The organism is Parachlamydia sp. AcF125 (assembly GCF_018342475.1).
GTDB lineage: Bacteria > Chlamydiota > Chlamydiia > Chlamydiales > Parachlamydiaceae > Parachlamydia.
Genome location: NZ_JAEMUD010000001.1, coordinates 176,990 through 202,913 on the forward strand (window position 1 = coordinate 176,990; position 25,924 = coordinate 202,913).

Below are 25,924 nucleotides of genomic sequence, written 5' to 3' on the forward strand. Positions count from 1 at the left end.
AGGAGAAAAACATGGGAACAGGCTTTTCGAAAAGAAAGAAACAGGCGAAATTACTTCAGCAACAACTTTCTCAAATGCAAAACCAGATGAAAGAAACGGAAGTAACAGGAACTGCGGGAAATGGTCTCGTTTCAGTTACATTAAGGGGGGATAACTCCATGAAAGACATTAAAATTAAACCAGAATGCGTAGATCCAGAGGACGTGGAAGGTCTCCAAGACCTTATTAAAGCAGCTTATGAAGATGCTTTAAGTAAAATGCAGCAAGGTGCACCTTCCTTGCCTCCATCTTTTCCCGACCTAAAAAATTTGGGATTGAATTTTTAATCAAGGCCTCCTTGAGAACTTTTTTTCTTTAATTTTTATAGGACTTACAGATAGATAGGCCTGCCATTCATTTTGAAAATAGCTTACCCCTATTTTCAAAATGAAACTTAAATAATTTTCTTAGCCCACATATGGAAAACATGCCAATGCTTCCTCCCCCTGTGGTGCAAGGAAGAAGTCCTTCTTCCACTTGTAGATATTCAATCACAAAATTAGGTAAACCCTGCGGATTGGCATGCTGTAAAATAAGATCGCCTGAAAGTTGCTCAACCTCTAAAGCCAATACTTGCCATCTTTTTTTAAGCAAAAAAAAGATCTCTTCCAGGGCTTGCCCCGAACTGCTGCTCTACCGCTTGTTTCCTTCTCTAGCAAAAAATAGGAGTAAGCCAAAGACCACCCTTTAGGGGGACTGGTCAGGGTTGCCGTATTTTCATAATAACCTTGCCTCTCAATAGGGACAGTTTGTGGGTTAAAAGCAGGCACAGGTATAGAAAGACCCATTGGAAGATTAGGCTTATAATCCTCACCATGATTTTTTAAAGAAAAAATAAAAAAGAGGGAAAACTTTCAAATATTTAGCTTTTTTTAAACTATCTTTATCCTAAAATACTTTTTAATTTTTTAGGCCTTTTAATGGTTATAAAAACAATCTTCAGGAACATTTTTTTGGTACTCGTTCACTAATAATTCCATGATCTCTTGGGCCGTTGAAAGGGAAAGCACCGTATCTGCAAGTAAGCTCGCAGATACTATACTTGTATTGCGAATCGCGTGTTTAATCACCGGAATGTGGCGTGGTGAAACAGACAATTCTTGGATCCCCAACCCTAACAACAGGGGAGTAAAGCGTGGATCTGCGGCCATTTCTCCGCATACCGTTACAGGAACACCATAATGATTAGCCTCTGTAGCTATCAGTTTAATCAAGCGGATAACACTCGGGTCGGTTTGAGCGTAGATATTATTAACGTGTTGATTTCCCCGATCTACTGCCATAGCATATTGAACAAGATCATTCGTCCCGATGGATAAAAAGTCACATTGCTGTGCAAGCAAATCTGCAATAATGGCTGCTGAAGGGACCTCGATCATACAACCAAGCGGGACTGAAGGGGGGACATATTGTCCTTCTCGATGTAACTCTTCCATGACTTCTCTTAAAATCTGCTTTGCCTCTTCTAGTTCTGCGAGAGCAGAAATCATGGGAAGCAAGATTTTAACCCGACCATAAGCACTTGTACGTAAAATAGCTTTTAGCTGGGTTTTAAAAATGTCTCTCTCTTTTAAGAGGAAACGTATCGCCCGACATCCAAGAAATGTCTGAGTCTCATTTTCTTGCGAGAAATTAATAAGCATTTTGTCGCCACCCACATCAAATGTCCGAATGACCACAGTTTTATTAGGCATGTTATCAACTACTTGGCGGTATAGAGCGAACTGAGCATCCTCATCTGGCAACCCTTCGTGAGCCAAAAGGGCATATTCTGTGCGCAAAAGTCCTACCCCGCTGGCACCATATTTTTTCGCGATGGAAATATCCTCCGGATGATCGATATTCGCGGATAACATCACCTGATAGCCATCTATTGTCTCTGGAGCAAAGTTTGCCACTTTTTGAAGCCCTTTCAAATGAGTCGAAAGCTGTGTTGATAAATTGTAGTAGTATTCTTGAGATTGAGGGCTTGGATTTAAAATAATTTGACCTGTTCGGCCATCGACAATGACCCTTTCAATCATTTGAGGATCTAAGGAATCAATTTTGATATTTGAAACAAAAGGAATTCCTTTCGCTTTTGCCACGATAGCTGCATGAGAAGTTTCCCCTCCGGTTTCAGTAATAAAAGCCGCAATAGTTTCAGGCTTTGCTTCTGCCACATCTGAAGTGGTCAATTCATGAGCAAAGACTATAGAGCCAGGGGGGACTTCTGTTAAAATAATCCGCACCGAATTGCGCAAATATCCTAAAATTCGCCTAGATAGGTCTTGGATATCTTTGAATCTTTCCCGAAAAATGGGATCAGCGAAAGTGTTAAACTTTTGCTCATATTTTTTAATAGCCGTTTGAAAGACATGCTCAGAATTTTTTCGCGTTTTTCTAATTTCTTCTTCAATTTCTGTAGTTATTAAGGGATCTTGGATAATCTGTAGATGAGCTTCCAGAATGGACGCCCCTTCTACAATTCCTTCTTTTTCTAGTTTGGCTTGCAAATTCTCAATGTCTTTTCTGCACAGATTAACTGCACAGCTATAACGGAGGACTTCTTGTTCAATTTCATGTTTAGAAAGCGTAAATTCCGGAAGAATGTCTTCTATTAGTTTAAAAAAGAAAGGCTTTCCGATGGCGATTCCTCGACATAAAGCTGACCCTTTTAAATGGACTTCTTTTTCATTTAGCTTCATTCACCGTCTTCCCAAAATTTGTTTTCAAATGCTTCAATTAATTTCAATTTCGTTTGTTCTGCATCCCGCCCCTCTATCGTTACAATAATTTTGGAGTTTTTGGGCGCGGCTAACATTAAAATCCCCAGTACACTTTTTGCATTCACAGTCTCTTTTTTACAGGTAAATTGCACATTGCTATCACAGTCTTGTAACAATCTCGCGATAACCGTGGCAGGGCGTGTATGTAAACCCATCGAGTTTTTTACGTGAACTTGAAAGACTTCTTTCACTCGTCTCTACTCCTTTTTCCTGATTTTTCAGAAATCACATCATATAATTTTGTACTAAACTCCTGAGCCGAATTATACCCCATCCGTTTTAATCTGTGATTGAGCGCTATGGTCTCCAACAGCAAAACCACATCTCGACCAGGTTTAACAGGAAGAATATGAAAAGGAAGTTTCACATCTAGGATGTCGCAATATTTTTCATCGAGTCCTACTCGATCGTAAAAATTTTGTTCGTCCCAAGCTTCTAATTTTACCACAATGTCGATACTTTTTTGATACCTGACGCAAACAGCTCCATATAACTTAGCAACATTGATAATTCCGATTCCTCGGATTTCCATATGGTGTCGAGTCAATTCGGCACCGGAGCCTTCCAAATAACTTCCTTCTCGTTTTTTTACTTTAACAATATCATCCGAAATTAAACGATGCCCTCTCTCAATTAAACCTAAAGCAGCTTCGCTTTTACCAACCGAGGAATCTCCTTGGATAAGAACTCCCACGCCAAAAACCTCCACTAAAGTCCCATGACAACTCATACTAGAGGCGAATTCTTCCATCAAGAGAAGGGTTAACTTACTCAACAGGTTCATGGTTGTCATATTGGCGCGAAACAGAGGGACTTGATACTTTTCACATACCACCGACAATTCCTTGGGTGGACGGTACCGCCTTGCGACAATAACGGCAGGAGTGGATTTTGTCAAAATAGATTCGAGACGAGCAATTCTTAAGTCGGAATCGAGATCGAGTATATACTCAATTTCCACTTTTCCAAAAATTAAAATGCGTTTATGAGCATGGCTTTTAAGATACCCCGAAAGGGCTAGGCCTGGCCGATGAGCTTCTGGCACTCTTATGCATCTTTTCATTCCAGTTTTTCCAGCAATTAGCTCCAAGCCAAGCTTATCGGCATGCCGTTTATAAAGATCTTCAACTAAATACATAAAACTGAAAAGTTATGTTCCTAGACAGAGGAGGTTTAAATAGAATTTTCCACATTTAGAAAGACCGACTTATTTTGCCAGTAGAATTTCTTAACAACTAAGATTCGCAACAATTTACCCGCCATTATACCAGCTGGATTAGATTATAAAATAGAAAATTATACACACCCGAAAGAGAAATCCCTAAAAACAGAGGTTTGAAGCGAAAAAAGATAGGGCTTTTTAAGAGAAGAAGAGCAAAAGGAGCTTTTTCTTAGTCTTCTTGCGAAATTTCTCTTTCCGCAAATTTTTTAAGATTTGCTCTAAAGCTCCTCGCCTTACTTTTTGTTTGTTTGGCAAGAAATTAAGCTAGAACAAAAAATAAACCGAAGCTCATGCGGAAGAAGTCTCCCGAATAGCTCTAAACTAGATTGGTTCTTCTACTTGTTCCAAGTAAAACATAAGCCAATCTAAAAAAGTGGGGAAAGCCATACTTTCTAAACTCGAGACTGAGCTTTGCGTATTCGAAATAGAATGGGTAAGCCCTGAATAATAGACATTCCCCATTTCATTTTCGGGATACCATTCCGCCCAAAAACATTGGTAAAAAGGCATACCAAAAGATTCATAAAAGGGAATTAAGGTTTTTGGATCTACGGTTCTCCCATTTCCTGTTATGCCGATCTCTTCATATTGAGACAGCATAAGTTGAAAATTGTTATACAAACTTTCTAAATTTTGGGAAGGTGCAATCCCTGTACAATCGCTTGATTTACTAAAACCGTCATGAATGTGCAAAAAAGCCAGGTAATCGGGAGGAAATATATAATTTGGAAAAGCTCTTTGAAGCTCGGCGAGATTGCCCTCCGAAATTCCGGTTCGGCCTCGATAAAATCCGCTATTTCCTCGTAAACTATAGACTAGATGAGCTTCAAAAGGGTCGTCATACTTTTTTTGCACAATAAAAACCCCTATATCATCTAAGAGACCAAAAAAGTTTATCAGGAATTGACTGAGGTTAGGATGATAAGGAAGCTTTGATAACCAATACTCTCGAATAAACTCTACTCTATCAGCAGCTCCTAACCGAGAAAGTTCAAACCACCCTCTGCATAGCCCAGGGCATTGTTCAGAAATGAATTCCCACTCTATATCCGGGTTATCATGCAGTGCAATGACAGAGTGAAAACACCCTTTTGGAGAGTCGTCGTCTGATATCGTTGAATAAAATTCTCCAATGTGACGATCCATACTTTATTCCTATCCACATAACATAGCGCTGGCGGTATTTACTTAAAAATATCCTATAGCAAATTATTGGATTTTTCCTAAAAACAAAAAGAATATTTCAAAATCAAGGATAGAAAACAGCGATTACGTGATTACAAAAAATTCCTCTAGGAATTAAGCCTAAATGGCAATTTAACAAAAGGTTTTCACCAAATTTGGTTTTCATAATCAACCGAATTTTAGCTTCGTTTGAAGTAGACAAGGAGTGAATTTGTCTTTGCCATTCTATCCATCCGTCTTGAACAATTTCAGGGAAATCTTGAAGAAATTTCTCGGAGCTCCACCCTAAAAGATGGCGTATTTGATGATTTGCATAAAGGAGTTTATTTTCTTTTTTCGAATAAACGGCCACAGCTGCCATATTTTCGCCTCCTAAGCTATCGCCCAGTCGGCGTAAATCTAAAGCGTTGCTGTTAACGGGAAGATCTCGGAATACAGAGGAATGAGGGGAAAAATGGTTAACGCCGGTGATGTTTTGGGCGATTTCAATGCACTGTTTTAAATGGTGCGAGGCCCCTTCTGCATGCCTCACTTTTTTATCAGCTTGAAATGCAAAGCCCTTATTTTTGATTTCTTCCTGCCTTGAAGCAGTAGGCTGAGAATTTTTTACTGGAAGGTCAGGCACCTTAAATAGCTCGCTTTTGAATTGAGGATTTTCCGAAATTTTTAAAAGGGTTTGCATTTCATAATTGCGGTCCCGAATTTGACCTTCTAAATCTTTAATCAAGATGTCTTTAGTTTGAAGAATGGCTTTTTGCTCCTCCGTTTCTTGACGTAAGGCGCGAATAAGCTGTTCTCGTTCTTCAATTTGCTGTTCCGTTTCTAAACGGTACCCAGCAAAATTTTCTGACATCTGGGAAAGCTTTTCAATCTCTTCCTCCAACTTTTTTTGATGAGCAAGCTCCTCGTTTTTTTGCACCAGTTCATTTTCGAATAAATCACGTTGAGCCGTTAATTCACCGATTGTTTGCTCTAATGTGTTCCTATCGGAACTTATTTGAGAGGAATCTACTGGCTGAATTTCAACATAGGCGTTTTTAAAGTGCTGTTTTAATGCCTCTTCCCACCCTTGCAAGACAAAATAAAGCAATAAAGCCCCCCCAAGACTTAAAAACAGACCGGTAGATAAAAAATTCCAGCTTTGGGACAGAGAGACGTGTTGCAAATTAATAAAGGTTAAAGTAAATAGAGGAGCCAAGTATAGCGCTATCGCAAAGCAGAGAAGTTGGTGCCGATTTTTGAATAAGTTTTGCATAGGTTTACATTTTTTTTTATTGATCAGTCTACCATATTGGTTAATTTGTAGAAAAAAGCCAATAAAAGAAAAGGCTTTTTATCTTTTTTTACCCAACCCCTTCTATTTAAACGAACTGATCGCCTCTTCTTTCTGTTTAAAAATCTCAAATATCTTATGCAAAGAAACAACTTCTAGAGTAGCTCTGGTTGAGCGATTTAAACAAGAAAGCTTAAGATTTCCTCCCTGTTTATTTAAAGCTTTTAGAATAGAAAGAAAACTCCCCAGTCCTGAGCTATCTACAAATTGTAAGCGATGCAAATCAAAAACCACTTTGGGATTTTCATAGTTAGAAATCAACTCTATCACTTGTTGCTTAAAATCGGTGGCATTTTTGGTATCTAAATTTTCAATTTCAGGAGTGATAATTAAGACATCATCTTGAAAAGTATGTGAAAAGTTCATTTGCCCTCTTTGGTTAAATAGCGGGTATGACGCTCTGAAAGGTTGTTATAAAAATTTTCAAAGTAAACTTTTCTTTTACAAAATTCAATTGCAAGCTGATAAAAAAACGGAAAATTTTTTAATATTTACTCCGCTTGTTTCATCAGCCAGCACCGATATCCCCCTGTAACCACCTAACGATAGAATGCCGGTATAAAACGATACAGCCTCAGGACCGTTTTTGCCGTAAACCCAAAATATCCGGGCTTTATTCCAAGCTTGATTAAGCCTTTAAACATTCAAGGATTTTAAGCAATTAAAAGGGCCTTTTTTTTTGTAGGAAGTTTGAGCCCCTCTAAGCCCAGCTTAAGTTTCCCTCTATCTTCTCTTTCGTTAAATTTTTTCCTTGTCATTACTGGGGAGATGTGAAATAGAAATAATTAACCATTTATTTTTTTAAAGGAGCCTTTTTCCAATGGTTTATCCTCTTTCGCTCCAACAACAAGCGAAAATTCAACAGTCTCTTAAGCAAACCCAGCGAATGATCATGTCGCCCCAAATGCAACAAGCAATTCATCTGCTGCAAATGCCTGTGATGGAATTGGCCGAACGTATTGAGACAGAGCTTGCTCAAAACCCTATTTTAGAATCCCTTCAAGATTGCCCCGAAGAAGACTATGATTTGTCACGTCTAGAAGAAGAGAATACGGAAGTCAATTTAGATGAAGAGCACCCCCTTGAAAAAGAGTTGCACTTTGATGACAAGAATTTTGAAATCCTTAAACAAATTGATGAAGAATTTCGAGATTATTTTTCCGAAAGTGGAAATTACTACATAAAACGGACTGAGGAAGAAGAAAAGCAAAAAAATTTTCAACTGAATTTGATTAAAGCACATGTTTCCTTATTTGAACACCTCATGAGACTCGCACAAGAAACCTTTCTTAAGGCTGAAGAGATACAAATGACCGAAGCTATTATTGGAAATTTCGATGAGCGGGGATTTCTTCAGACCTCTTTAAAGGAAATTGCGGCGCTAAATAATTTTCAGGAGGAAGACCTTCAGCGACTTTTAAAAATTATTCAAACTTTTGAGCCATTTGGAATAGGGGCTCGGAATTTACAAGAATCCTTTTTAATCCAGCTTCGTTGTCAAAAAAAAGAAAAAAGTCTGGCCTATAAGATTATTGAATCTTGCTATGAAGATTTATTACACAACCGGTTACCTCAGATAAAGAGATGTTTAAATTGTTCCCTTGAAGAGATCCAAACAGTGATAGACAAGGACATTTCCAAATTAGATTTACATCCAGGAGCTTCTTTTTCCTGTGAGGTGGCTCAAACTATTGTGCCTGATGCGATGATTAAAGAGGAAAATGGAAAGCTTGACATTGTCGTCACTTCAGACTTTCTTCCCCCTATTAGATTTAATAAACGTTATATGAATATGTTAAATGATGAAAGCTTGTGTGAAAATACCAAGGATTTTATCCGCCAGCGAGTCATTTCTGCTAAATGGCTTTTGAGAAACATCCATCACCGAAACACAACTCTTGATCGCATTGCCCAATTTTTGGCTCAGCAGCAACGTTCTTTTTTTCAAAATCCAGACGGAAAATTAGTGCCCTTAACCATGAAAATGGTGGCAGATAACTTAGGTTTGCATGAATCGACAGTGGCCCGCGCTGTAGCAGGAAAATATGTGGAAACCCCTCGCGGGCTGCTTCCCTTTCGCTTCTTTTTTACCAATGCTTATCTCACCGATGAAGGGTCTGATATCTCAGCAAAGACGGTGAAAGAGTCGATTAAGGAGATGATCGATAAAGAAGACAAGGCAAAGCCTTTGTCAGATCATAAGATTTCACAGCTCTTAGAAAGCAAGGGTATCCATTGTGCCCGCCGGACAGTATCGAAATATCGGGTCGAGCTTAATTTAGGAAATACTCAACAGCGACGCTTATTCAGAAAATAAAGTTACCCAAAGCGTTTTTAACCGAAATGAGTCCTCTTGATGCTCTTCAAAGTGGCTTAAGATTTTCTCTACGGATAAGCTAGCTAACATTTTGATTTCTCGATCTGTCAATCGATAAAGGACTGCCGCCGCTTTGTCAGTGTTAGATAAAATTTGGAAAAGTTTTTGACTTGCTTGATTAAATTGGTACCATCTCACTCCTAACCTGGTTAATGCATAACATCCCAGCAATAAAGGCAAAAAAAGGGCAATTTGTGCTAAAGGTTCAGTTGGAATCCAAAGTTGAAGGATAAGCATCAGAAGTAACGAAAAGACAAAAATTAAGCTTTCACAAGAGGATTGGATCAGAGGTCCGAATAAACGCCGAAACCACGAATCAGACGTTTGATAAGCAAAAAATTCTTCAAATTTTGGTTCCTGATAAGCCATTCTTCCCACATGCGCCAGTTCATGCGCTAATAATTCATTGCGATCATACAAACCTAAATATTTAGTTTGGGAAGCAAAATTTTTACGCAATTGAAGAAGAGCAGATAAAGGATCTGTTTCCCTCAATTGAAAAATCCAGGCGCACCCTCCATGCCAGGGAGCTAACTTAGCATTACTAAAAAAAAGGGGAACCCAGCTAGGTTTTATGCCATACAAGGTCTGTGTTTTCTTCCAAACAGCATAAAAAAATGAAGGATTTGCAAGCTCCTCTGCCTGAAAGGGAAGTGCGCCTCCTAAAACTTGTGAAAGTCGTCGTTTTAAGCTTAAGCAATAATGCACGCGTTGTAAAAAAAATTCCTCTGTTTCCTCAGGGCCAGGAAGCAAACCCTCTTCGCTCCACTGGATCCATTCTTCTTTTGTGCTCAACATCTGTTTCCTTTTTAGCTCCCTTTTTTTACTCCCTTTTCTCAATAAACAAAAGGAAAAAGCCGAGATAGATAAAGCCAGTCACCATTGACTTTCCTCCTATTGGTTTAAATAAGAAAGGAGCCTTTATACTCCCTCGCATAAAAGAACACAGCAGTTGAGTCAAAAACCCCGCCTGTTTTTTTAAATGTTTAATCCTATAAAGGGAACGTTTTTTCATTAGCGAATTTCTCTATCTTCACTTTTTAAACCTCTAGCTTAAAAAAACTTTAAAAAAGGCTCCTTCAAGCAGCTTATTAATTTTAAATCCCTTTAATTTCCTCAGAAATTCCCTTCGTTTTTCTCTGCATTCCATAGGTTAAAAAACCTTTTGACTACAGCAAGCATTCCAGAAAAAATAGGCCTTTACTTTTTATTAAGGTTTGAAATACTATACGTGGGGTGAATTCAACACAAATGCTTTACTTTGCTCCATTTGCGCAAGCATCGCATTTCCGTGATTTTATTTTAATCGAGATCTAACTGGAGACAAGAATGTCGTCTGTAAAAAAGAAAAGAAAGGCGAAAATATCCAAGCACAAGCGTAAAAAACGCAGCCGCCGCGATCGTCATAAAACCAAATAAGGAGTCTTTCCTTCCCGCAAACCACTTGAATGCTGCGCGGGAAGGAAAAACCTCCTTTTGCATCTGGTAATTCAAATGTGGAAATTTCCAAAAAAATACGATGTCATAGTCATGGGTGGTGGCCATGCAGGTTGCGAAGCCGCTTTTGCTGCCTCTGGTATGGGCGCGCAAACCTTATTGCTCACCATGAACTTAGACACAATCGGGAAAATGAGCTGCAACCCTGCCATTGGAGGCATTGCGAAGGGACACATCGTCCGCGAAATCGATGCTTTGGGCGGCATTATGGGAAAAGTGATAGATGTCACCGGCATTCAATACCGCATGCTCAACTCAACCCGAGGGCCTTCTGTATGGGCGCCACGCGCGCAAGCAGACAAAAATGCCTATCAAATGGAAGTGAAACACCGCCTAGAGCAGCAACCCCGCCTAGAAATCAAACAAGGGACCATTGAAGATCTGATCGTTGAAAATGATCGGATTCAAGGCGTTGTGACTAAAGAAGGCATTATTTATTATACTTCTACTCTCATCATTTCTTCCGGGACTTTTTTGCGCGGGCTTCTCCACATTGGCGAAACCCATTATTCGGGAGGACGGGCCGGAGATCAACCCTCCGTAGGGCTTTCTGCTAGTCTCGAAAAATTTGGATTTAAACTTGGCCGTTTAAAAACAGGCACACCGCCTCGAGTCAACAGACGCTCAATCGATTTTAGCTTAACTGAAGAGCAACCCGGTGACCCGAACGTTAAATTTTCGTTTGATGATGAGGGCCGCTCACGCCTTCCGCAAGTTTCTTGCCATATCACTTATACCACAGAAGAGACTAAACAAATTATCCTCTCCAATCTTCATCGCTCCCCGATGTATTCAGGGCAAATTAAAGGTATTGGCACACGCTATTGCCCTTCTATTGAAGATAAAGTAGTCCGTTTTGCTGATAAAGAGAGGCATCAAATTTTTTTAGAGCCAGAAGGATTACAAACCGAAGAAATCTATGTCAATGGGGTTTCCTCCTCCCTCCCTTTTGATGTGCAACTCGCTTTCATTCAAAGTATTCCAGCCTTGAGAAACGCGGAGATCATGCGCCCTGCCTATGCGATTGAATACGATTATGTCACTAGTGGGCAAATGACAGCTTCTCTTGAAACAATCCACCTTGAAGGTTTATTTCTAGCTGGGCAAATCAATGGAACTTCAGGTTATGAAGAAGCTGCAGGGCAAGGCTTAATCGCTGGAATTAATGCGGCGAGTAAAGTTTTAAATCAGCCTCCTTTAATCCTCAATAGAAGTGAAGCCTACATTGGCGTCATGATCGATGATTTAATCACTAAAGGATTAGACGAACCTTATCGGATGTTTACAAGTCGAGCCGAGCACCGCCTTTTGCTCCGCCAGGATAATGCAGATCTCCGCCTTCGCCATTATGGATATGAAAAAGGGCTCATCACTGTAGAGCAACATGCTCGTCTGCAACATAAAAAGCAAACCATACAGGAAGAAACGGCACGCCTTGGAAAAGTGTTTAAGCAGCTAAATGGCAAAGGGTATTCCTTAGCGCAACTTCTTTGTAGGCCTGAGATCACTTACCAAACCTTATTGAAGGATTATCCCGCAGATGTGTTTGACTATGGGGAAGATATCAATATGCAGATCCAGCTCGATCTGTCTTATGCTGGCTACATTGAAAGACAAAAAGGGGAAGTGGCAAAGTTTGAGCATATTGAGAATATCCGCATTCCGGAAAAGTTCGAATTTTCTTCAGTTCCTGGCTTACGCAACGAAGCAAAAGAAAAATTAAAAAAACACTCCCCTTTCACTCTCGGGCAAGCTTCGCGGATTTCAGGGGTTTCCCCTGCTGATATTTCGATCTTGATGATTGCTCTCGCCAAACCTCGCGTCATTGCACCTTAGGAATTTCATGCCCGATGTGAGTCACTCGCAAAAACCTCTTATGCACCTCGCTTTTTTAGAAGGCTGCTCAATTTTTCGGCAATTACAACTTGAGGAGGCTTTGCTAAGGACCGATTCACGCAATTGGTGCTTGCTCAACACTTCTGTTGAGCCTGCTATAGTGATGGGGATTTCAGGACAGGTCGAATCTCTTCTAAATCTAGGCAAGCTTGAAAAAGCTCCCGTTCCTGTGATTCGCCGTTATAGTGGAGGAGGCACGGTTTATGTAGACGCCAACACCTATTTTGTCTCTTTTATCATCCAAAAAAGCTGCTTGCAAGCACCGGCATACCCTGAATTTATCCATCAGTGGGCCAAACAGTTTTATATCCGAGTTTTTTATGACTCTGCCTTTCAGCTATTAGAAAATGATTACGTATTTGGCATGCGGAAATTTGGAGGAAATGCCCAATACATTAGGCGAGACCGCATTGCCCATCATACCTCTTTCTTATGGGACTTCGATCCCATAGCCATGGAATATCTCCTTCTTCCTCAGAAGACCCCTCGCTACCGAAATTCCCGTTCACACAGCGATTTTCTCTGCTCCTTGCGAGATCGCTTTTCAACCAAAAAAAAGCTGGAAGAGGAATTGATCAAAGCCTTGTATCAGGCATATCAAGTTGTCCCAATGCCCCTAGAACACCTCTTAGAAATGGAAAAAGCACCTCATCGACAAGCAACAAGCTATGTCAATTTGCCTTCTTTTATCCAACCCGCAGCTAATCTTTCTTCTTGCGCCCAACTCGTAATTAATTGATTAGCTTTTTCTAAATCACCTGGAAAATCCACCTCCACACACTCATCGGCAGCAATTTTAACGGGGGCGACCTGCATTCCCGCATCAATGCACCATTGAATGGCTTTTTCAAAGTATTCTTTATCAGGACAGCGGGCGAGATTTTCCCGAAACAGCGGCAGGTCTTTTTTAGTCATAAAATTAATGCCAACTGCTTCTCCTTCCGGGTCTTCTACCTCTTTTGAAACCTGGGTAATGAACTTTCCTGCATGTGTGCGATATTTGACCTCTTCTCCCCCCACGGTTGCGATATTTACTGCCATGCAGGTCGCTTGGCAAGCTAAAACTTTTTGTAATACCGAAGGGCGAAACACCACATCCCCATTCATCCAAAGCACATCTTCCTCAATTTTTCGGAATGCTCGCCACAGGCTTTTGGCCGTGTTTTCTTCAGCAAAGCGGGAGTTATATACAAATAAAGCCTCGGGGAAGGCTTCTAAGACTTTTTCTTTCTGATACCCTACTACAATTAACGTATCGTGCACAGAAAAATAGGGCGCTAAACGCTCCAATTGAAGCTCAAGGATGGTTTTTCCATTTAACAACTTAGTCAAAGGCTTAGGACCCTGTTCGTTCCCAAGCCTTTTCCCTGCTCCAGCAGCCAAAATAACCGCTTTCATTCATTCGCCTTTGGTTTATTTCTCCACAATTGGCAAAATAATGCATGAAGGGCATCCACTGCCCATGTAGATCGTATTGCACGCGACTGTAGAGTTTCCTGAATATTCTCCTAATAACCCAATATTAGGATTTTTTTCAAAGCGAGGATAATTAGAGCTTGTAATAACCACTCGTATAGAGTGTCCTTTAGCGAAAACTTGGCTCGTAGACCAAAGATCTACCTCTATCTTTAAAGGTTTGGTTGGATCCAAGGCTTCATCTTTTGACTTAATTCCTGTACGGTAATGTCCATCCACAATTAGAATACTTTTCCCATCCGGGTAAACATCGCTTAACCTGACAGACACATCTGTATTAGGCGCGGAAGAAGTTAAAAAGATATGCGCTTTTAAACGCCCTGTCACTTCTACATCCTTTTCCAACGGAGCAGATGTAAAGACCAAGACGTCCTCTCTTTTTTCAATTTCCCGTTGATCTTTAGGACCTGACTCTAGAAAAAGGTTTCTTCCACCGATGGTGGGAACTGGGTTATTTGGATCATAACAATAGTTCATTGCTCCTAGGTTAACAGGCTCAGCCTTTTCTAATTTTTTAGCCTGCGTGAAATAAAAAGGAGTTTCTTTGGCTGCAGGAGGCCAGGAGTCTGCAGATTTCCATCTATTTCCACTAGAAGCGGTTCCATCGAACGGCCCCATCACATAATAAAGCACTGTAGGCCAATCTTTTGTGTTATTTATATCCTTTAAGTGAAAATCGAACCAACGCTCAGGAGAAATGTCAATAGGAGGCGCTATGCCTTCAGGGGGAACTTGAAAATCTCCCAAATCCAGGGTGAGGGGCCAATAGTGATGCCAGGGTCCAATGATTAATTTTTGCTTTCCTTTAGCTCCTACATTTCCCCTTTCTTGTCTGGAAACAAAAGCATCAATGGTTCCTTGAATGAAAGTATCAAACCAACCTCCATATAAAACGCCGGGAACATTAACTTGATGCGCGACTTCCATTGTATTAAGTTGTTTCCAAAACCCGTCATAATAAGGATGTGTGCAGACATAACTGTGTACTCCCGGATCGCGGGCACAGTATCCTAGCCAACGCTCTGCTTGATTTTTCAGTAACTGCCCATCAGGATAAGTGGCATGATGATACATACTTGCCAGCCCGAAACGCACATATTGACATCTGAGCGAAGGGGGTGCGGAGGGAGCCATTAACAATTGGGTAATTCCCATGGCTGACGTGCCAATTGTCCCAACCTTTCCATTAGACCAATCACACTTTGCTAAACATTCCACCGTATCATAGCCATCTTGCAAATCACCCCATCCATCGCTAAGAAAAGGAAACGTTTTACCTTCAGGGTCTAGCCCGCTACGTGTGGTTTGAATCGCCACCACATAGCCACGCTCCTTTAAAGGGACATAGGCCAGGGCAAAAGGAGTGGAGGGGCCCGAAGGATTGCGAAGAAGAATGCATGGAAGTTTTTCCCCAGAAACCGTAGATGGGAAGTAAAGGGCTGTGGGAAGCTTTTTTCCGTCCCGCATCGGAAGCATGACTACTCGATCGGGTTTCGGAAAATTAACATCTTGTCCTAATAGGAAAGACTTAGTTAAATAAAATAGTAAAATAAAACAAACATAAATGAGACGTTTTTTATTCACAATAACCTCAAAATGCTAAAAGAAAACAATTTCTTATACCATATTTGAGGCTAAAGTGCAAAGTTATTTTCCTTCTCTTCCGATTCCTTTAGGCAGTCTTCGCAATCGACTCCTCATTCACCACGGTTTTACTCCGCTTAGTAATGGACCAAGAAGGTAAAAGCAAGGCGATCGAAAAAATCCCGCAGACCACTAAAGCAATAAAAAATCCGGCCCATCCAATCTCTTGAGAAATTTTCCCTAAAGGATAGCCAGAAGCTGCAGCACCCATATAGGCAAACCATCCAGCAAAACCCGTCGCCGTAGCAGCCGCTTTTTTATGAGACAATTCGACGCACGCCACTCCAATAAGCAGCTGTGGGCCAAATATCGCAAACCCAAGAGCTAGCATGGAAATCGAATCTAACCATGGATATCCTCCAGGAACCAACCAAAAGGCTAGGATAGATAGAAGCATTAAGACAGAAAATAAAACATTTACAGGCCCTCTTCTAGCAGAAAAGAAATAATCAGAAGCCCAGCCTGCTACTAAATTTCCAAAAAAGCCTCCTACCTCAAATAATGACACGCAGCCATTCGCCTTTAATTGGGTATAGCCTTTCACTTCAATTAAATACAGAGCAGTCCAATCATTGACCCCCGTTCTGATAAAATACACAAAAAAATAGGCAAAAGATAAAAGCCAAATCATGGGGTTTTTTAGGATGTATTCCATCAGAATTTCCTTGGTAGAGATTTTAGTCTCCCCATTTTCATCCTCACTTCTTTCCATTTCATTATGAAATTTTTCTATGGAAGGTAATCCGATTGATTGAGGCGTATCCCTAAGTCGATTAATGAGATAAAAACTGGACAAGATACAAACCATACCCGGCACGTACATTCCCGCGCGCCAATCATCAAAATAATAGATACAAAATCCTACCACCCAAGGGATCAAAAAAGCACCCACATTATGAGAAACATTCCAGGTTGACCACCAAGATCCTCTTTCAGAATGGGAATACCAATGTGTTAAGAGTCGTGCACAAGGAGGCCATCCCCATCCTTGAAACCATCCATTTAAACCCCAAAATAAGATAAAAAAGAAAAGGGTTGAAGACATCCCGAATAAGATATTGATGACACCCGTGATCATTAGCCCTATCGCCATAAAATAGCGCGCATTCGATTGATCGGAAACAATTCCACTAGCAAATTTACTTGTTCCGTAAGCAATGGAAAAAACGCTTGCTAAAATTCCCAGTTGGCTCTTGTCATAGCCGAGTTCTGCGACCATACTTGGCATCGCAAAGGTATAACTTTTCCGAGTAAAGTAAAACAAAGCGTATCCAATAAACATCGAATACAAAATGCGAATACGCCAATATTTATACTGCTTGCTAATTTCTTCTTGATCTTGAATTTCTGGAAGGTTCGGGGCGGGTTCCAAAAATTTGGGCAGAAACCTCATGCACAACTCCAAAAAGTTAAGGGTGAATCATTGTCCTCTTTTTAGCCCTACAGTCAATAATGTTCAAGCACTAATCCAATAAGCAAAGAGAGTAAACGTCAAAGAATAAGGAGGTTAAGGAAAGGAAAAACATTCTAAAAAAAATAAAGCCTACAGCTAAGAGCATGTAGGCTTAAAGAAATATGACTAGGCAGGGATAACTGCACGAGCTGCCAAACGAGATTTAGTACGGCTAGCTTTATTGAGCTTGTATACCCCCTTTTTTACACCTTTATCCATTAGGCTGTAAACTTCGTTCAAACGCTCTTTGATTAAAGCAGGGTCTTTTTTTGCCACCGTTTCTTCGAAGTGACGGATAGCTGTACGGACGCTCGATTTAAACGCTTTGTTTCTTAAGCGTCTTTTTTCATTCTGTAAATCGCGCTTTAAAGGGGTGGGGACTTTTTCTTTTTTTTTGACAGGAGCTTCTTTAGCCATTTTTCCTCTAAATTTTAGTTTAAATCATGAAACTTTTAAGATTTAAAGAATTTCAGTATACCTACATTCGCAAAATTCGTCAAAGTGTAAATTCCTCGCCCCCTTTAATTAAAAAAACCCATAAAAAGTTCATTACATTTTGTAAAATATATTTTTGACAAGCAACAACAAAGTGAGGTATAATTCTAATAAATAATTTAATAACTAAGGAGCGGTATGAATATACAACCCACTATAAATGCTATCCACACTTATACCAATAATTCTAAGCATGCAGTATTACGCCTCACAAAAGATGCAGAGGGAAAAGAACAGCTCAAGGCAGAGAAAAAAAATTTTCTAACTCGCATCAAAATGTTTTTAAGATTTAAAAGTTATAAATTCCAAAACATTCTCAGCTTTATCGACAACCATAAAGAATTACTCGCGCAAGCTAAAACTTCCGCCCAACTTTCAGATTTGGATCTTTTTTACGACCAACTCGGTTATAAAATAAGTCATCACAATGGAAAACATCCAAATCATAAGCTAAAAATAAGCTCTGCTTTTAAGAATACCTTATTTGGAAGAGACCCAAAAGACAGGGAAGAAAAAGTGCTTTGACTCATTGAGGAGAAAATGGGGGCAAAAGTCCGTCCCGAGGTTTTCAAGGTTATCAAAGAACTTGCCCAACAAGCCCTTAAAAGCCCAAATCCGCGCCAAGAAATGAGGAATGGCCTCAAAGCTTTGCAAGCTTCCCTTTCCTCTAACCCTCTTCCCGATTCTATTAAAGGGGCAAGTTTAACTCTGGAAGAATTTCATTTTATCGTGGAGGAGAACCACATCCTCGAACTCTTGGATTCTGCCTCCCAAATATAGATATAGGTCTTCTAAGAGCTCCAATATCGGGGGTGAAAATCCCCCCTCCCGCCCCGGAGGATATGGCGGCACAAGAATCAGACAAAAGACATTCAGTAAATATTTAATTTTAATAAACAATTTAATCGCAAAGGCCATTATGAGTATACGGCCAACTAAACAGGCCAACTTACCCTACATGACTGACAAGCAAGACAGATAAGTCTTGCGCTCCGCAAAAGATAAAGAGGAAAATGAACACCTAAAGGCAGAGAAAAAATTTTCTGGGCCGCCTCAAACTATGGTTAGGTTTTAAAAGTTATAAATTGCAAAACATTATTAATTTTATCGATAAAAATCACCTATTATTTGAGCAAGATAAGGCTGTGAAACAAGCTCTTAAATGGGAGGAGTTTTATGAAAAAATGGGACAGAAAATCATGCGTCACAATCAAAGACATCCCAAGCAAGCTATAGAAATCCCTTCTTCCTTTGAAAAAATCTTAGGAAAGGGGGAAGACAGAATCCATAAGACCATTCATGAGAGAATGGGTACTGAAATCCGGCTTGAAGCCTTAAACGCATTAGTTAAGCTAGCCAACCAAGCCTTTAACAGTCAAAACCCACGCCAAACCATGGCGGATGGCCTTGACGCTTTGCGAGCTTCTTCTCCATCTCAAGCCATTCTCCCCACTTCAATTAAAGGAACCAGACTAACCGAAAAAAATATAAACTCCTAGTGAGAAAACCCAAGCTTATCGACCTTTTTTAACTCAGTGTCCCCAAGAATAACTTCTCAAACATAGAGACATAGCAAAACCTTTAATTCTCAACAACTCGGCACTTCCCGCCACTTCTCTCTTGTTTTTTATATCTCCTAAGCGTCGGCTAATTTGAGTATTTTTCTAAAAACAGCTGAAAAACTAACCGATAAGGGCGCGCCACCCATTGAGCGAATGCATATTTGAATAATTGGCTCCATGTCAGACGCTTCCCTTCCTTTGCTTCCTCAATTTGAACTATTTCGCGAAAATAGAGGGGGGCAAAAGGAGCTGCATCTTGGTTAAAAAAGCGGTCTATCAAATCTCCTTGAAAGTGCAATTTCCAAGTAGCTAGCCGTCTCTTAAGAAATTGCGGGAGCTTTTTTTCTATTGGAGGACAAATCGTGGGAAAATTAAGTTTTACCTCCACGGGGCTCATTTTTTGTTGCCTTATGCCCCCCTCAATCCACGCAAAACAATCATAAATGATCCCTTTCCCCTCTTTGTCTATATTGGTAAAATAATGGGTATGAGCTTGCAAAAAAACTTCTGCCCCACAAAGCCTCCAACGATTAAAAGTGCGGTCGTGCAAAATCCAAACAATTTCATAACCACATTTTCTATAATCTTGAGAGCGTTTTTGGACTTCTTCTTGTGTGATAGGAGAGCATTGCACCTCGAAAATCAATTTTTGGGACAACCAAACAACATCTGCAATACGGGAAACTTCCGGGAAGGGGCGCTCAAGAATGCAATCTGCAGGTGAAAGTAAAGAGTAAAGATAAGTTTGGATTTGGAGGTGTTCCATACTTTTGTGGTGAAGCGAGCAAGCATGGTTTGCCTGGACATGATAGAAATGCTTTTGACGATGGTGTCCTCCTCTTAACCGGACCATTTTTCCACATTCTAAACACCTATAATCGCACTGTTTTTTAGCATGAATTGCCGGTATGAGTTGTTGGCGATGATTAAAAGCAAAAAGTTGCATGACACCCCCTCTGGCTGCTTCATATATCCATGAATTTGCTAAAACTTTTACAGCCATGCTTAAAATAAACTTGAGATTAATCTTTTACTTCCTATAATGCAATCAGCTCAGCCTTGACAAAAACTATCCACTCGTCACAAAATTATCCTACTGATTTTTCGAGTGAATGTACAAACACGCGTGCATATTGATGGGAAAATTTCCCCATTTTGTCAAGTTGAATATTCAAAGTTTTTTCGAATAATGGTAACTTATAGTGATATTGTGCCTCTGAGGATCTTAAGGATAATAAAATTGAATAATACCCCTGCGATTGACTTTAAGCTCACCTCTTGCGGTTTTTTCTTACGCAGATACACTCTGATTTCTTATTTTCGCACTTTTCGCCCCTTTTTTGAATTTATTGTTCGCATTCCTAAATAGGAATTGCGCCTGGAAATAGAAACTTTTAGGAAAACATGAGCAAAACAAATTTTTCACAAACATTCTCCCCGCATCACCAACAAAAAGTTGATGAACTTGTCTCGCTTGCAAAAGAACAGGGATATATCACCTATGAGGAGATTAATGAAATCCTCCCCATGACTTTTGACAATGCAGATCAAATTGACCAAGTCCTCATTTTTTTAAGTGGGATGGATGTTCAAGTATTGAATCAAGCGGAAGTCGAAAGGCAAAAGGAGAAAAGAAAAGAAGCCAAAGAATTGGAAGGGCTTCCCAAAAGGTCTGAAGGCTCGCCGGATGATCCAGTTAGAATGTATTTAAAAGAGATGGGATCTGTTCCCCTTCTTAGCAGAGAAGAAGAGGTAGAGATTTCTAAGCGAATTGAAAAAGCACAGATCCAAATTGAGCGGATTATCATGCGTTTCCGCTATTCTACGGCAGAAGCTATTTCAATTGCCTCCTTTCTTATCCAAGGAAAAGAACGGTTTGATAAATGCATTACGGAAAAAGAAGTTGTCAACAAACAAGAATTTTTGCAGCTTCTCCCTAAACTTTGCGACCTTTTAAAAGAAGAAGATGCCATTTTGGAAAAGCTTTTGCTTCAGCCGCACACAGAAGCTTTGGAAGAAAGCATTGAAAAATGCCGCATTCGCACGCAAGCCTATTTGCGTAGGATGCACTGCCGACACAATGTAATTGAAGATTTTGGAGAAGTTATTCTACGCGCTTATGACCGCTTCTTAGCCCTCGAAAAAGAGATTAACGAGTTAAAACCTAGAGCAGAGCGGAATAAATACGCGGCTGCAAAATTGCATGCAGCCAAGCGCAAATTAAGAAAGCGGGAATTAGCAGCCGGACGCTCTTTAGACGACTTTAAGAAAGACGTGCGCATGCTGCAACGTTGGATGGATAAAAGCCAAGAAGCTAAACGGGAAATGGTGGAATCTAACCTTCGGTTGGTCATTTCAATTGCCAAAAAATACACAAACAGAGGTTTGTCTTTCTTAGATTTGATACAAGAAGGAAATATGGGCTTGATGAAAGCGGTGGAAAAATTTGAATACCGCCGAGGTTACAAATTTTCTACTTATGCGACTTGGTGGATTCGCCAAGCAGTCACACGTGCAATTGCAGACCAAGCGAGAACCATCCGAATTCCCGTTCACATGATTGAAACTATTAATAAAGTTTTGCGCGGTGCAAAAAAATTGATGATGGAAACGGGGCGCGAGCCAAGCCCAGAAGAGCTCGCTAACGAACTTGGCATTACGGCTGAGAGGGTCCGCGAAATCTATAAAATTGCCCAACATCCTATCTCTTTACAAGCAGAAGTAGGGGATGGAGGTGAAAGCCAATTTGGAGATTTCTTAGAAGATACAGGTGCGGATTCTCCCGCTGAAGCGACTGGATATTCGATTTTAAAAGATAAAATGAATGAAGTGCTCGCTACGCTGACTGATCGGGAACGCAAAGTGTTGATTCAACGTTTTGGCCTCTTAGATGGTAAACCCAAAACCCTTGAAGAAGTAGGAGTTGAGTTTAACGTAACACGAGAACGTATCCGTCAAATTGAAGCCAAAGCCTTGCGAAAAATGCGCCATCCAACGCGTTCAAAACAATTAAAAGCATTTCTCGATTTATTAGATGTAGAATAACAATGAAATTCCCCGCTAAGCCAGTTTTTTCTGGCTTAGTTTCATCTCCTCCAAGCAGGTTTCTATGTCTTCCCGCAGACTTGATATCGAACAAGCTCTTTCTCTTTTTAAAAATGAAGGTTTATTGGCCCGCTCCGTTAAAGGATTCGAAGTGCGAGAACCTCAAATTAAAATGATGGAAAAGATCCTCCATGCTTATAATCACGGAGAAATCACTTTGATTGAAGCAGGGACAGGCACGGGAAAAAGCATGGCCTATCTCATTCCTGCCATTTTGTGGTCTCTTCAAAATAAAGAACGCACCTTAATCTCGACTCATACCATCACTCTGCAAGAACAGTTGCTTTTGAAAGATATCCCCGCGCTTGCCAAAGCTTTAGGGGTTGAGATTCATGCCGTTTTGGTTAAAGGCATGAGTAACTATTTGTGTTTAAGAAAGCTAGAGGAAGCTTGCCAAGAATTTCGCCTACTTCCCGATCAGGAAAGCCAGGAGCTTGCACAAATAGAAGCTTGGGCCGAACAAACAACCGATGGGTCTCGCTCAAGCCTACACTTTGTTCCTTCTGCTACTACTTGGGAAAAAGTGTGTGCAGAAAGCGATACCTGTAACCACATGGCGTGTCCTCACTATAAAAATTGCCATTTTATTAAAGCACGCCGAGAGGCAAATGAAGCCCAGTTACTAATTGCAAATCACAATATGCTGTTTGCAGATCTTCTTTTCAGAAGTGAAAATGAACATTTTGAGGATCCTGCACTGCTGCCCCCTTATCATCGGATCATCATCGATGAAGCCCATCATATAGAGGATATTGCCACAGACTTTTTTGCTACGCGCATTTCTCAAATCGGCATCATGCGTGTCTTAGCTCGATTAACTGCAGAGAAGCAGGGTAAAGTCCATGGCAAGCTCCCCCTTTTGAAAGAAAAGATCCAAGAATGTTGCAAAAAAAATGCCACACATGAGGTCAATTCCCTTTTAAATCGGCTGCAAATTGATTTGCCCGCCCTGCGCAAAGATTTACTCAAGTATATCGTGGATGCCTTTCATATTTTTGGCTCGTTTGTGCAAATCCTTCAATCCTCTCCTCCTTCTGCAGACGAGGAATGGAAAGAAAATAAGCTTCGCCTTCTCCCTTTCCATCTCACCCATCCTGATTGGCATCAAAAAATTTTGCCCCATGTCAAGCTAACTTTGGAAGAAGCTCAACGCTACATAACTGCACTCTCTAGTCTCGAAATGGATTTAAAAGCTCTTGATAACGACCAGCTAAATGAACAAACAAAAGGGATACGATTTGACATTGCCGCTTTGTCTCAACGCCTGTCCTTGTTTGCTAAAGCACTAGAAACTTTCATTTCTGCCGAGTTTTCTCCTTCCAAAGTTCGCTGGATTGAAATTCAAGCTACAAAAGCTGTTCCCTCCATCCAACTGGTACATGCCGATTTAGATATCTCCCAAGCATTGGTGGATTTTTTATTTACCCCTTTTTCAACTATTGTTTTATGCAGCGCAACCTTGACTACAAATAATCGGTTCGATTTTATTCGCAAACGGCTGGGGCTAACCGCAGAAACTCTTTCAAGTCGAGCAATTAAAGAAGAAATTTACGACTCTCCTTTTAATTACAGAGAGCAAGCGATGCTCCTAGTCCCTAGAGATCTACCCGAGCCTTCTCATCCCAAGTACCAGGAGCAAGCTTGTGAGAAAATTTGGCAAGCTCTACAATCAAGCCGAGGCAATGCATTTGTGTTATTTACCTCCTATACCCATTTGAAAGCATGCTTTCATTCTCTCCAAAAAAGGTTAGAGAACAGTCGTTTTCATTTATTTAAGCAGGGCGATGACAATCGCCAATCTTTACTGCAAAAATTTAAAGCTGCCGATAGAGCCGTTTTATTTGGAACAGACTCCTTCTGGGAAGGTGTGGATGTGATGGGAGAAGATTTACGCTGCGTTATTATTGTAAAGTTGCCGTTTAGAGTGCCGAATGAGCCTTTGATTCAGGCCCGTGCAGAAGCTATTACTGCCCGTGGAGGAGATCCCTTCGGCGAGTATGCCCTTCCACAGGCTATCATGAAATTCAAGCAAGGTTTTGGCAGGCTTATACGGGATAAAAATGATCGGGGATGCGTGGTGTGCCTAGATTCCCGTCTTGTCTCAAAATCTTACGGTTCCTCTTTCTTAAATAGCCTTCCCCCTTGTCAAGTTTTACTGCCACCTAGTGAACATGTGCAAGCAAAGCTAGACGAATTTTATAAAAAAACTTATCACTTCGTAAAAAATAAAACCCCTCAAGTTGTGTAAAGAAGGTAGAAAACACCACAAGAATTTTTGCAGTATACTCTGGGAAACAAAGGATTGCCAAAAATAGCAAAGAGCTATTTCTCACACTCCCTGTTTCCTTCTTTCTTCAAATATATTGGATCGGCTGAGAATTCGTCGAACAAGATGAGTTTGAACCTCAATAAGCTTTAAATCTACCTTTCCTATCCTTTGTTTGAACTCCGCTAAACGAGCTTGAAACTCAAAGATCTCTTGATCTGTGAGAAGAAAGGAAGGATTTTGTACAATGTTTAGCAATTCCTCAATTTCTCGTTCTTTAAAGCAATCTTTAGGCAAAGCCTGCTAGATAGAGATGGAGAGACTTCTATTATTAAGCATCTGGTAGTATAACTTCTGAACATAAGTGGAAATAGCTAACTTCACTTTATAGGCCTGTTCATTGCTTAAATGCCAAAACTCGCCATTGTCTTTACACTGGTTGATCACAAAACAGGTAACGTCCGCTATAAGGCCATTATCAACCTGTTGCAATTTTCCCCTGACGAAATGCTCAAGCAAAGGACGCGCCATCCGGTGCACTTTCCCAGGCACATCCAAACTCACGATTTTTTGAAGCACCATCAGGCGCACTTCTTGTTTGATTTTCTGAATGGCGCCTTCTCTTGTTTGCATGCCCTCTAGGTTGGCGAGGCATAAAGAAAAACCCGCAAGATCCCCCTGATTTTCAATTCGAACAAAGCCGTTAAATATCCCTCGCTCGGTAACAACTGTAAGAACCTCTTTTTGCATCGCTTGAATGTCGGCCTCAAATTTCCCCTCTTCATAAAAGTCAATCAGAGGTCCTTTCCTATTCAAAAAATTGAAAGTGGCAATTTTAAGTTTAGCTACAGATTTTACTAAATTTATATCGATGGGAGGTCCCACATATCCCGAGTAAAAGGTATCCATCTCAGCCACCATTGGATGCTGAACCTCGCACATGGCTACACCATAATCTGGTAGAAGCCTCTTATCCTCCACCATTTCCCTATACACCGAACTTTTGTGAAGGCCATAAAAAGAGAGAACTTTTAAAAGTACTTCCCGCAATTCGCCCACATGCTCATCTGTATAAGTTTTAAAAACTTTATAAAGAATCTCTAAATATTTAATGCGCTCTTTACGGGATAAGCTTTCATATTCGATAAAAGTTTTTCCAGTAGAATTCAACACCAATATCTTCTCTTTTCCCCCATTGAGGAAGGAGTTGGCATATTGGGTTAGAAGACCGCTGATTCGATTATTTTCTGCCGAATTTCTGGCAAGGTAGTGAAGTTCTGTTTCCCCAGGTAAGGATGCCTCGCTAAAAGAAAGATAAGCTAAAGAAAAAGGCTGGCTAGGCCCATTATAAATAGGAAACATCATTTCCCTAAGTTGCGTTCAACCAGTTAAAACGCAAATTTATTAGTTAACAAAATAGGTCAATCTAGCATAAATTAAAATTGTTTTAAACATCAAAACTAGCAAGGGCTATGGATAAAATTGCATTAGGAGTGCCTAGGAGGCCTTCAAAAAGCCTCGCTTGATCTCATTTCGAAAGGAGTCGCCACTATCTCCTCTTTAGAAAAGCTCTTCTTCATTTATTTTTTTTCAAATTTTGATAAAC

24 protein-coding genes are annotated in these 25,924 nt (G+C 40.4%); 10 read left to right on the plus strand and 14 right to left on the minus strand.

Annotated elements, in window-relative coordinates:
• Positions 1-11 precede the first annotated feature (11 nt).
• Positions 12-326: a YbaB/EbfC family nucleoid-associated protein gene (locus PARA125_RS00730; protein WP_213156821.1), complete on the plus strand. Its 315-nt coding sequence runs from the start codon at positions 12-14 to the stop codon at positions 324-326.
• Between the two features lie 67 nt (positions 327-393).
• Here PARA125_RS00730 and PARA125_RS00735 read toward each other — a convergent pair whose 3' ends face one another.
• From PARA125_RS00735 to PARA125_RS00765, 7 genes are all read right to left on the minus strand, one after another.
• Positions 394-633, minus strand: a complete 240-nt coding sequence (locus tag PARA125_RS00735; protein ID WP_213156822.1) for a hypothetical protein — start codon at positions 631-633, stop codon at positions 394-396.
• A 323-nt stretch (positions 634-956) separates the two neighbouring features.
• Entirely contained in the window at positions 957-2,726 is a 1,770-nt protein-coding gene (gene ptsP / locus PARA125_RS00740) for a phosphoenolpyruvate--protein phosphotransferase (protein ID WP_213156823.1), read from the minus strand.
• Positions 2,723-2,998, minus strand: a complete 276-nt coding sequence (locus PARA125_RS00745; protein WP_213156824.1) for an HPr family phosphocarrier protein — start codon at positions 2,996-2,998, stop codon at positions 2,723-2,725. Before PARA125_RS00745 ends, ptsP begins: the two co-directional genes overlap by 4 nt.
• Entirely contained in the window at positions 2,995-3,945 is a 951-nt protein-coding gene (gene hprK, locus PARA125_RS00750) for an HPr(Ser) kinase/phosphatase (protein ID WP_213156825.1), read from the minus strand. Before hprK ends, PARA125_RS00745 begins: the two co-directional genes overlap by 4 nt.
• Before the next feature lie 405 nt (positions 3,946-4,350).
• Positions 4,351-5,175, minus strand: a complete 825-nt coding sequence (locus tag PARA125_RS00755; RefSeq protein WP_213156826.1) for an SMI1/KNR4 family protein — start codon at positions 5,173-5,175, stop codon at positions 4,351-4,353.
• Positions 5,176-5,278: 103 nt separating this feature from the next.
• Positions 5,279-6,469 carry a hypothetical protein gene (locus PARA125_RS00760; RefSeq protein ID WP_213156827.1) on the minus strand — a complete coding sequence of 397 codons (1,191 nt, stop codon included), beginning with the start codon at positions 6,467-6,469 and terminating at the stop codon, positions 5,279-5,281.
• Between the two features lie 102 nt (positions 6,470-6,571).
• Positions 6,572-6,913 (minus strand): STAS domain-containing protein, encoded by a 342-nt coding sequence (locus tag PARA125_RS00765; RefSeq protein WP_249274097.1) that lies wholly within the window; start codon positions 6,911-6,913, stop codon positions 6,572-6,574.
• Between the two features lie 454 nt (positions 6,914-7,367).
• On the opposite strand from PARA125_RS00765, the gene rpoN reads away from it, so the two are divergent.
• Positions 7,368-8,864: an RNA polymerase factor sigma-54 gene (gene rpoN, locus PARA125_RS00770; RefSeq protein ID WP_213156828.1), complete on the plus strand. Its 1,497-nt coding sequence runs from the start codon at positions 7,368-7,370 to the stop codon at positions 8,862-8,864.
• Here rpoN and PARA125_RS00775 read toward each other — a convergent pair.
• Positions 8,850-9,722: a hypothetical protein gene (locus tag PARA125_RS00775; protein ID WP_213156829.1), complete on the minus strand. Its 873-nt coding sequence runs from the start codon at positions 9,720-9,722 to the stop codon at positions 8,850-8,852. The genes rpoN and PARA125_RS00775 overlap by 15 nt on opposite strands.
• Before the next feature lie 531 nt (positions 9,723-10,253).
• Here PARA125_RS00775 and PARA125_RS10035 point away from each other — a divergent pair.
• The 3 genes from PARA125_RS10035 to PARA125_RS00790 all read left to right on the plus strand — a co-directional run bounded on the left by PARA125_RS10035 (position 10,254) and on the right by PARA125_RS00790 (position 13,056).
• Entirely contained in the window at positions 10,254-10,343 is a 90-nt protein-coding gene (locus PARA125_RS10035; protein WP_144016282.1) for an AURKAIP1/COX24 domain-containing protein, read from the plus strand.
• A 75-nt stretch (positions 10,344-10,418) separates the two neighbouring features.
• On the plus strand, positions 10,419-12,257 hold the full coding sequence (gene mnmG / locus PARA125_RS00785; protein ID WP_213156830.1) for a tRNA uridine-5-carboxymethylaminomethyl(34) synthesis enzyme MnmG: 1,839 nt from the start codon (positions 10,419-10,421) through the stop codon (positions 12,255-12,257).
• Positions 12,258-12,264: 7 nt separating this feature from the next.
• Positions 12,265-13,056, plus strand: coding sequence for a lipoate--protein ligase family protein (locus PARA125_RS00790; RefSeq protein WP_213156831.1), 792 nt, complete (start codon positions 12,265-12,267; stop codon positions 13,054-13,056).
• Here PARA125_RS00790 and PARA125_RS00795 read toward each other — a convergent pair.
• From PARA125_RS00795 to rpsT, 4 genes are all read right to left on the minus strand, one after another.
• A complete protein-coding gene (locus PARA125_RS00795) occupies positions 12,984-13,715 on the minus strand; it encodes a phosphocholine cytidylyltransferase family protein (protein WP_213156832.1) in 732 nt (243 codons plus the stop codon). The two genes, PARA125_RS00790 and PARA125_RS00795, sit on opposite strands and share 73 nt — an antisense overlap.
• Before the next feature lie 15 nt (positions 13,716-13,730).
• Positions 13,731-15,377, minus strand: a complete 1,647-nt coding sequence (locus PARA125_RS00800; RefSeq protein WP_213156833.1) for a CocE/NonD family hydrolase — start codon at positions 15,375-15,377, stop codon at positions 13,731-13,733.
• Positions 15,378-15,465: 88 nt separating this feature from the next.
• Positions 15,466-16,830, minus strand: coding sequence for a phosphoglycerate transporter protein PgtP (gene pgtP / locus PARA125_RS00805; protein WP_213156834.1), 1,365 nt, complete (start codon positions 16,828-16,830; stop codon positions 15,466-15,468).
• Positions 16,831-17,016: 186 nt separating this feature from the next.
• On the minus strand, positions 17,017-17,307 hold the full coding sequence (gene rpsT / locus PARA125_RS00810) for a 30S ribosomal protein S20 (RefSeq protein ID WP_213156835.1): 291 nt from the start codon (positions 17,305-17,307) through the stop codon (positions 17,017-17,019).
• A 216-nt stretch (positions 17,308-17,523) separates the two neighbouring features.
• On the opposite strand from rpsT, the gene PARA125_RS00815 reads away from it, so the two are divergent.
• From PARA125_RS00815 to PARA125_RS00825, 3 genes are all read left to right on the plus strand, one after another.
• Positions 17,524-17,910 (plus strand): hypothetical protein, encoded by a 387-nt coding sequence (locus PARA125_RS00815; RefSeq protein ID WP_213156836.1) that lies wholly within the window; start codon positions 17,524-17,526, stop codon positions 17,908-17,910.
• Between the two features lie 15 nt (positions 17,911-17,925).
• Positions 17,926-18,165 carry a hypothetical protein gene (locus PARA125_RS00820; protein WP_213156837.1) on the plus strand — a complete coding sequence of 80 codons (240 nt, stop codon included), beginning with the start codon at positions 17,926-17,928 and terminating at the stop codon, positions 18,163-18,165.
• Between the two features lie 305 nt (positions 18,166-18,470).
• On the plus strand, positions 18,471-18,884 hold the full coding sequence (locus tag PARA125_RS00825; protein ID WP_213156838.1) for a hypothetical protein: 414 nt from the start codon (positions 18,471-18,473) through the stop codon (positions 18,882-18,884).
• Between the two features lie 148 nt (positions 18,885-19,032).
• Here the strand turns inward: PARA125_RS00825 and PARA125_RS00830 are convergent, their stop codons facing one another.
• The gene (locus PARA125_RS00830) at positions 19,033-19,893 is read right to left on the minus strand and encodes a competence protein CoiA (protein ID WP_213156839.1); all 861 of its coding nucleotides are present in this window, start codon (positions 19,891-19,893) and stop codon (positions 19,033-19,035) included.
• A 458-nt stretch (positions 19,894-20,351) separates the two neighbouring features.
• Here PARA125_RS00830 and PARA125_RS00835 point away from each other — a divergent pair, with 458 nt between their 5' ends.
• Together PARA125_RS00835 and PARA125_RS00840 are read left to right on the plus strand one after the other, a co-directional pair.
• The gene (locus PARA125_RS00835) at positions 20,352-21,992 is read left to right on the plus strand and encodes an RNA polymerase sigma factor (RefSeq protein ID WP_213156840.1); all 1,641 of its coding nucleotides are present in this window, start codon (positions 20,352-20,354) and stop codon (positions 21,990-21,992) included.
• Positions 21,993-22,056: 64 nt separating this feature from the next.
• Positions 22,057-24,300, plus strand: coding sequence for an ATP-dependent DNA helicase (locus PARA125_RS00840; RefSeq protein ID WP_213156841.1), 2,244 nt, complete (start codon positions 22,057-22,059; stop codon positions 24,298-24,300).
• Between the two features lie 321 nt (positions 24,301-24,621).
• Here PARA125_RS00840 and PARA125_RS00845 read toward each other — a convergent pair whose 3' ends face one another.
• Complete coding sequence (locus PARA125_RS00845) at positions 24,622-25,683, minus strand: hypothetical protein (protein ID WP_213156842.1); 1,062 nt, start codon at positions 25,681-25,683, stop codon at positions 24,622-24,624.
• Positions 25,684-25,924 lie beyond the last annotated feature (241 nt).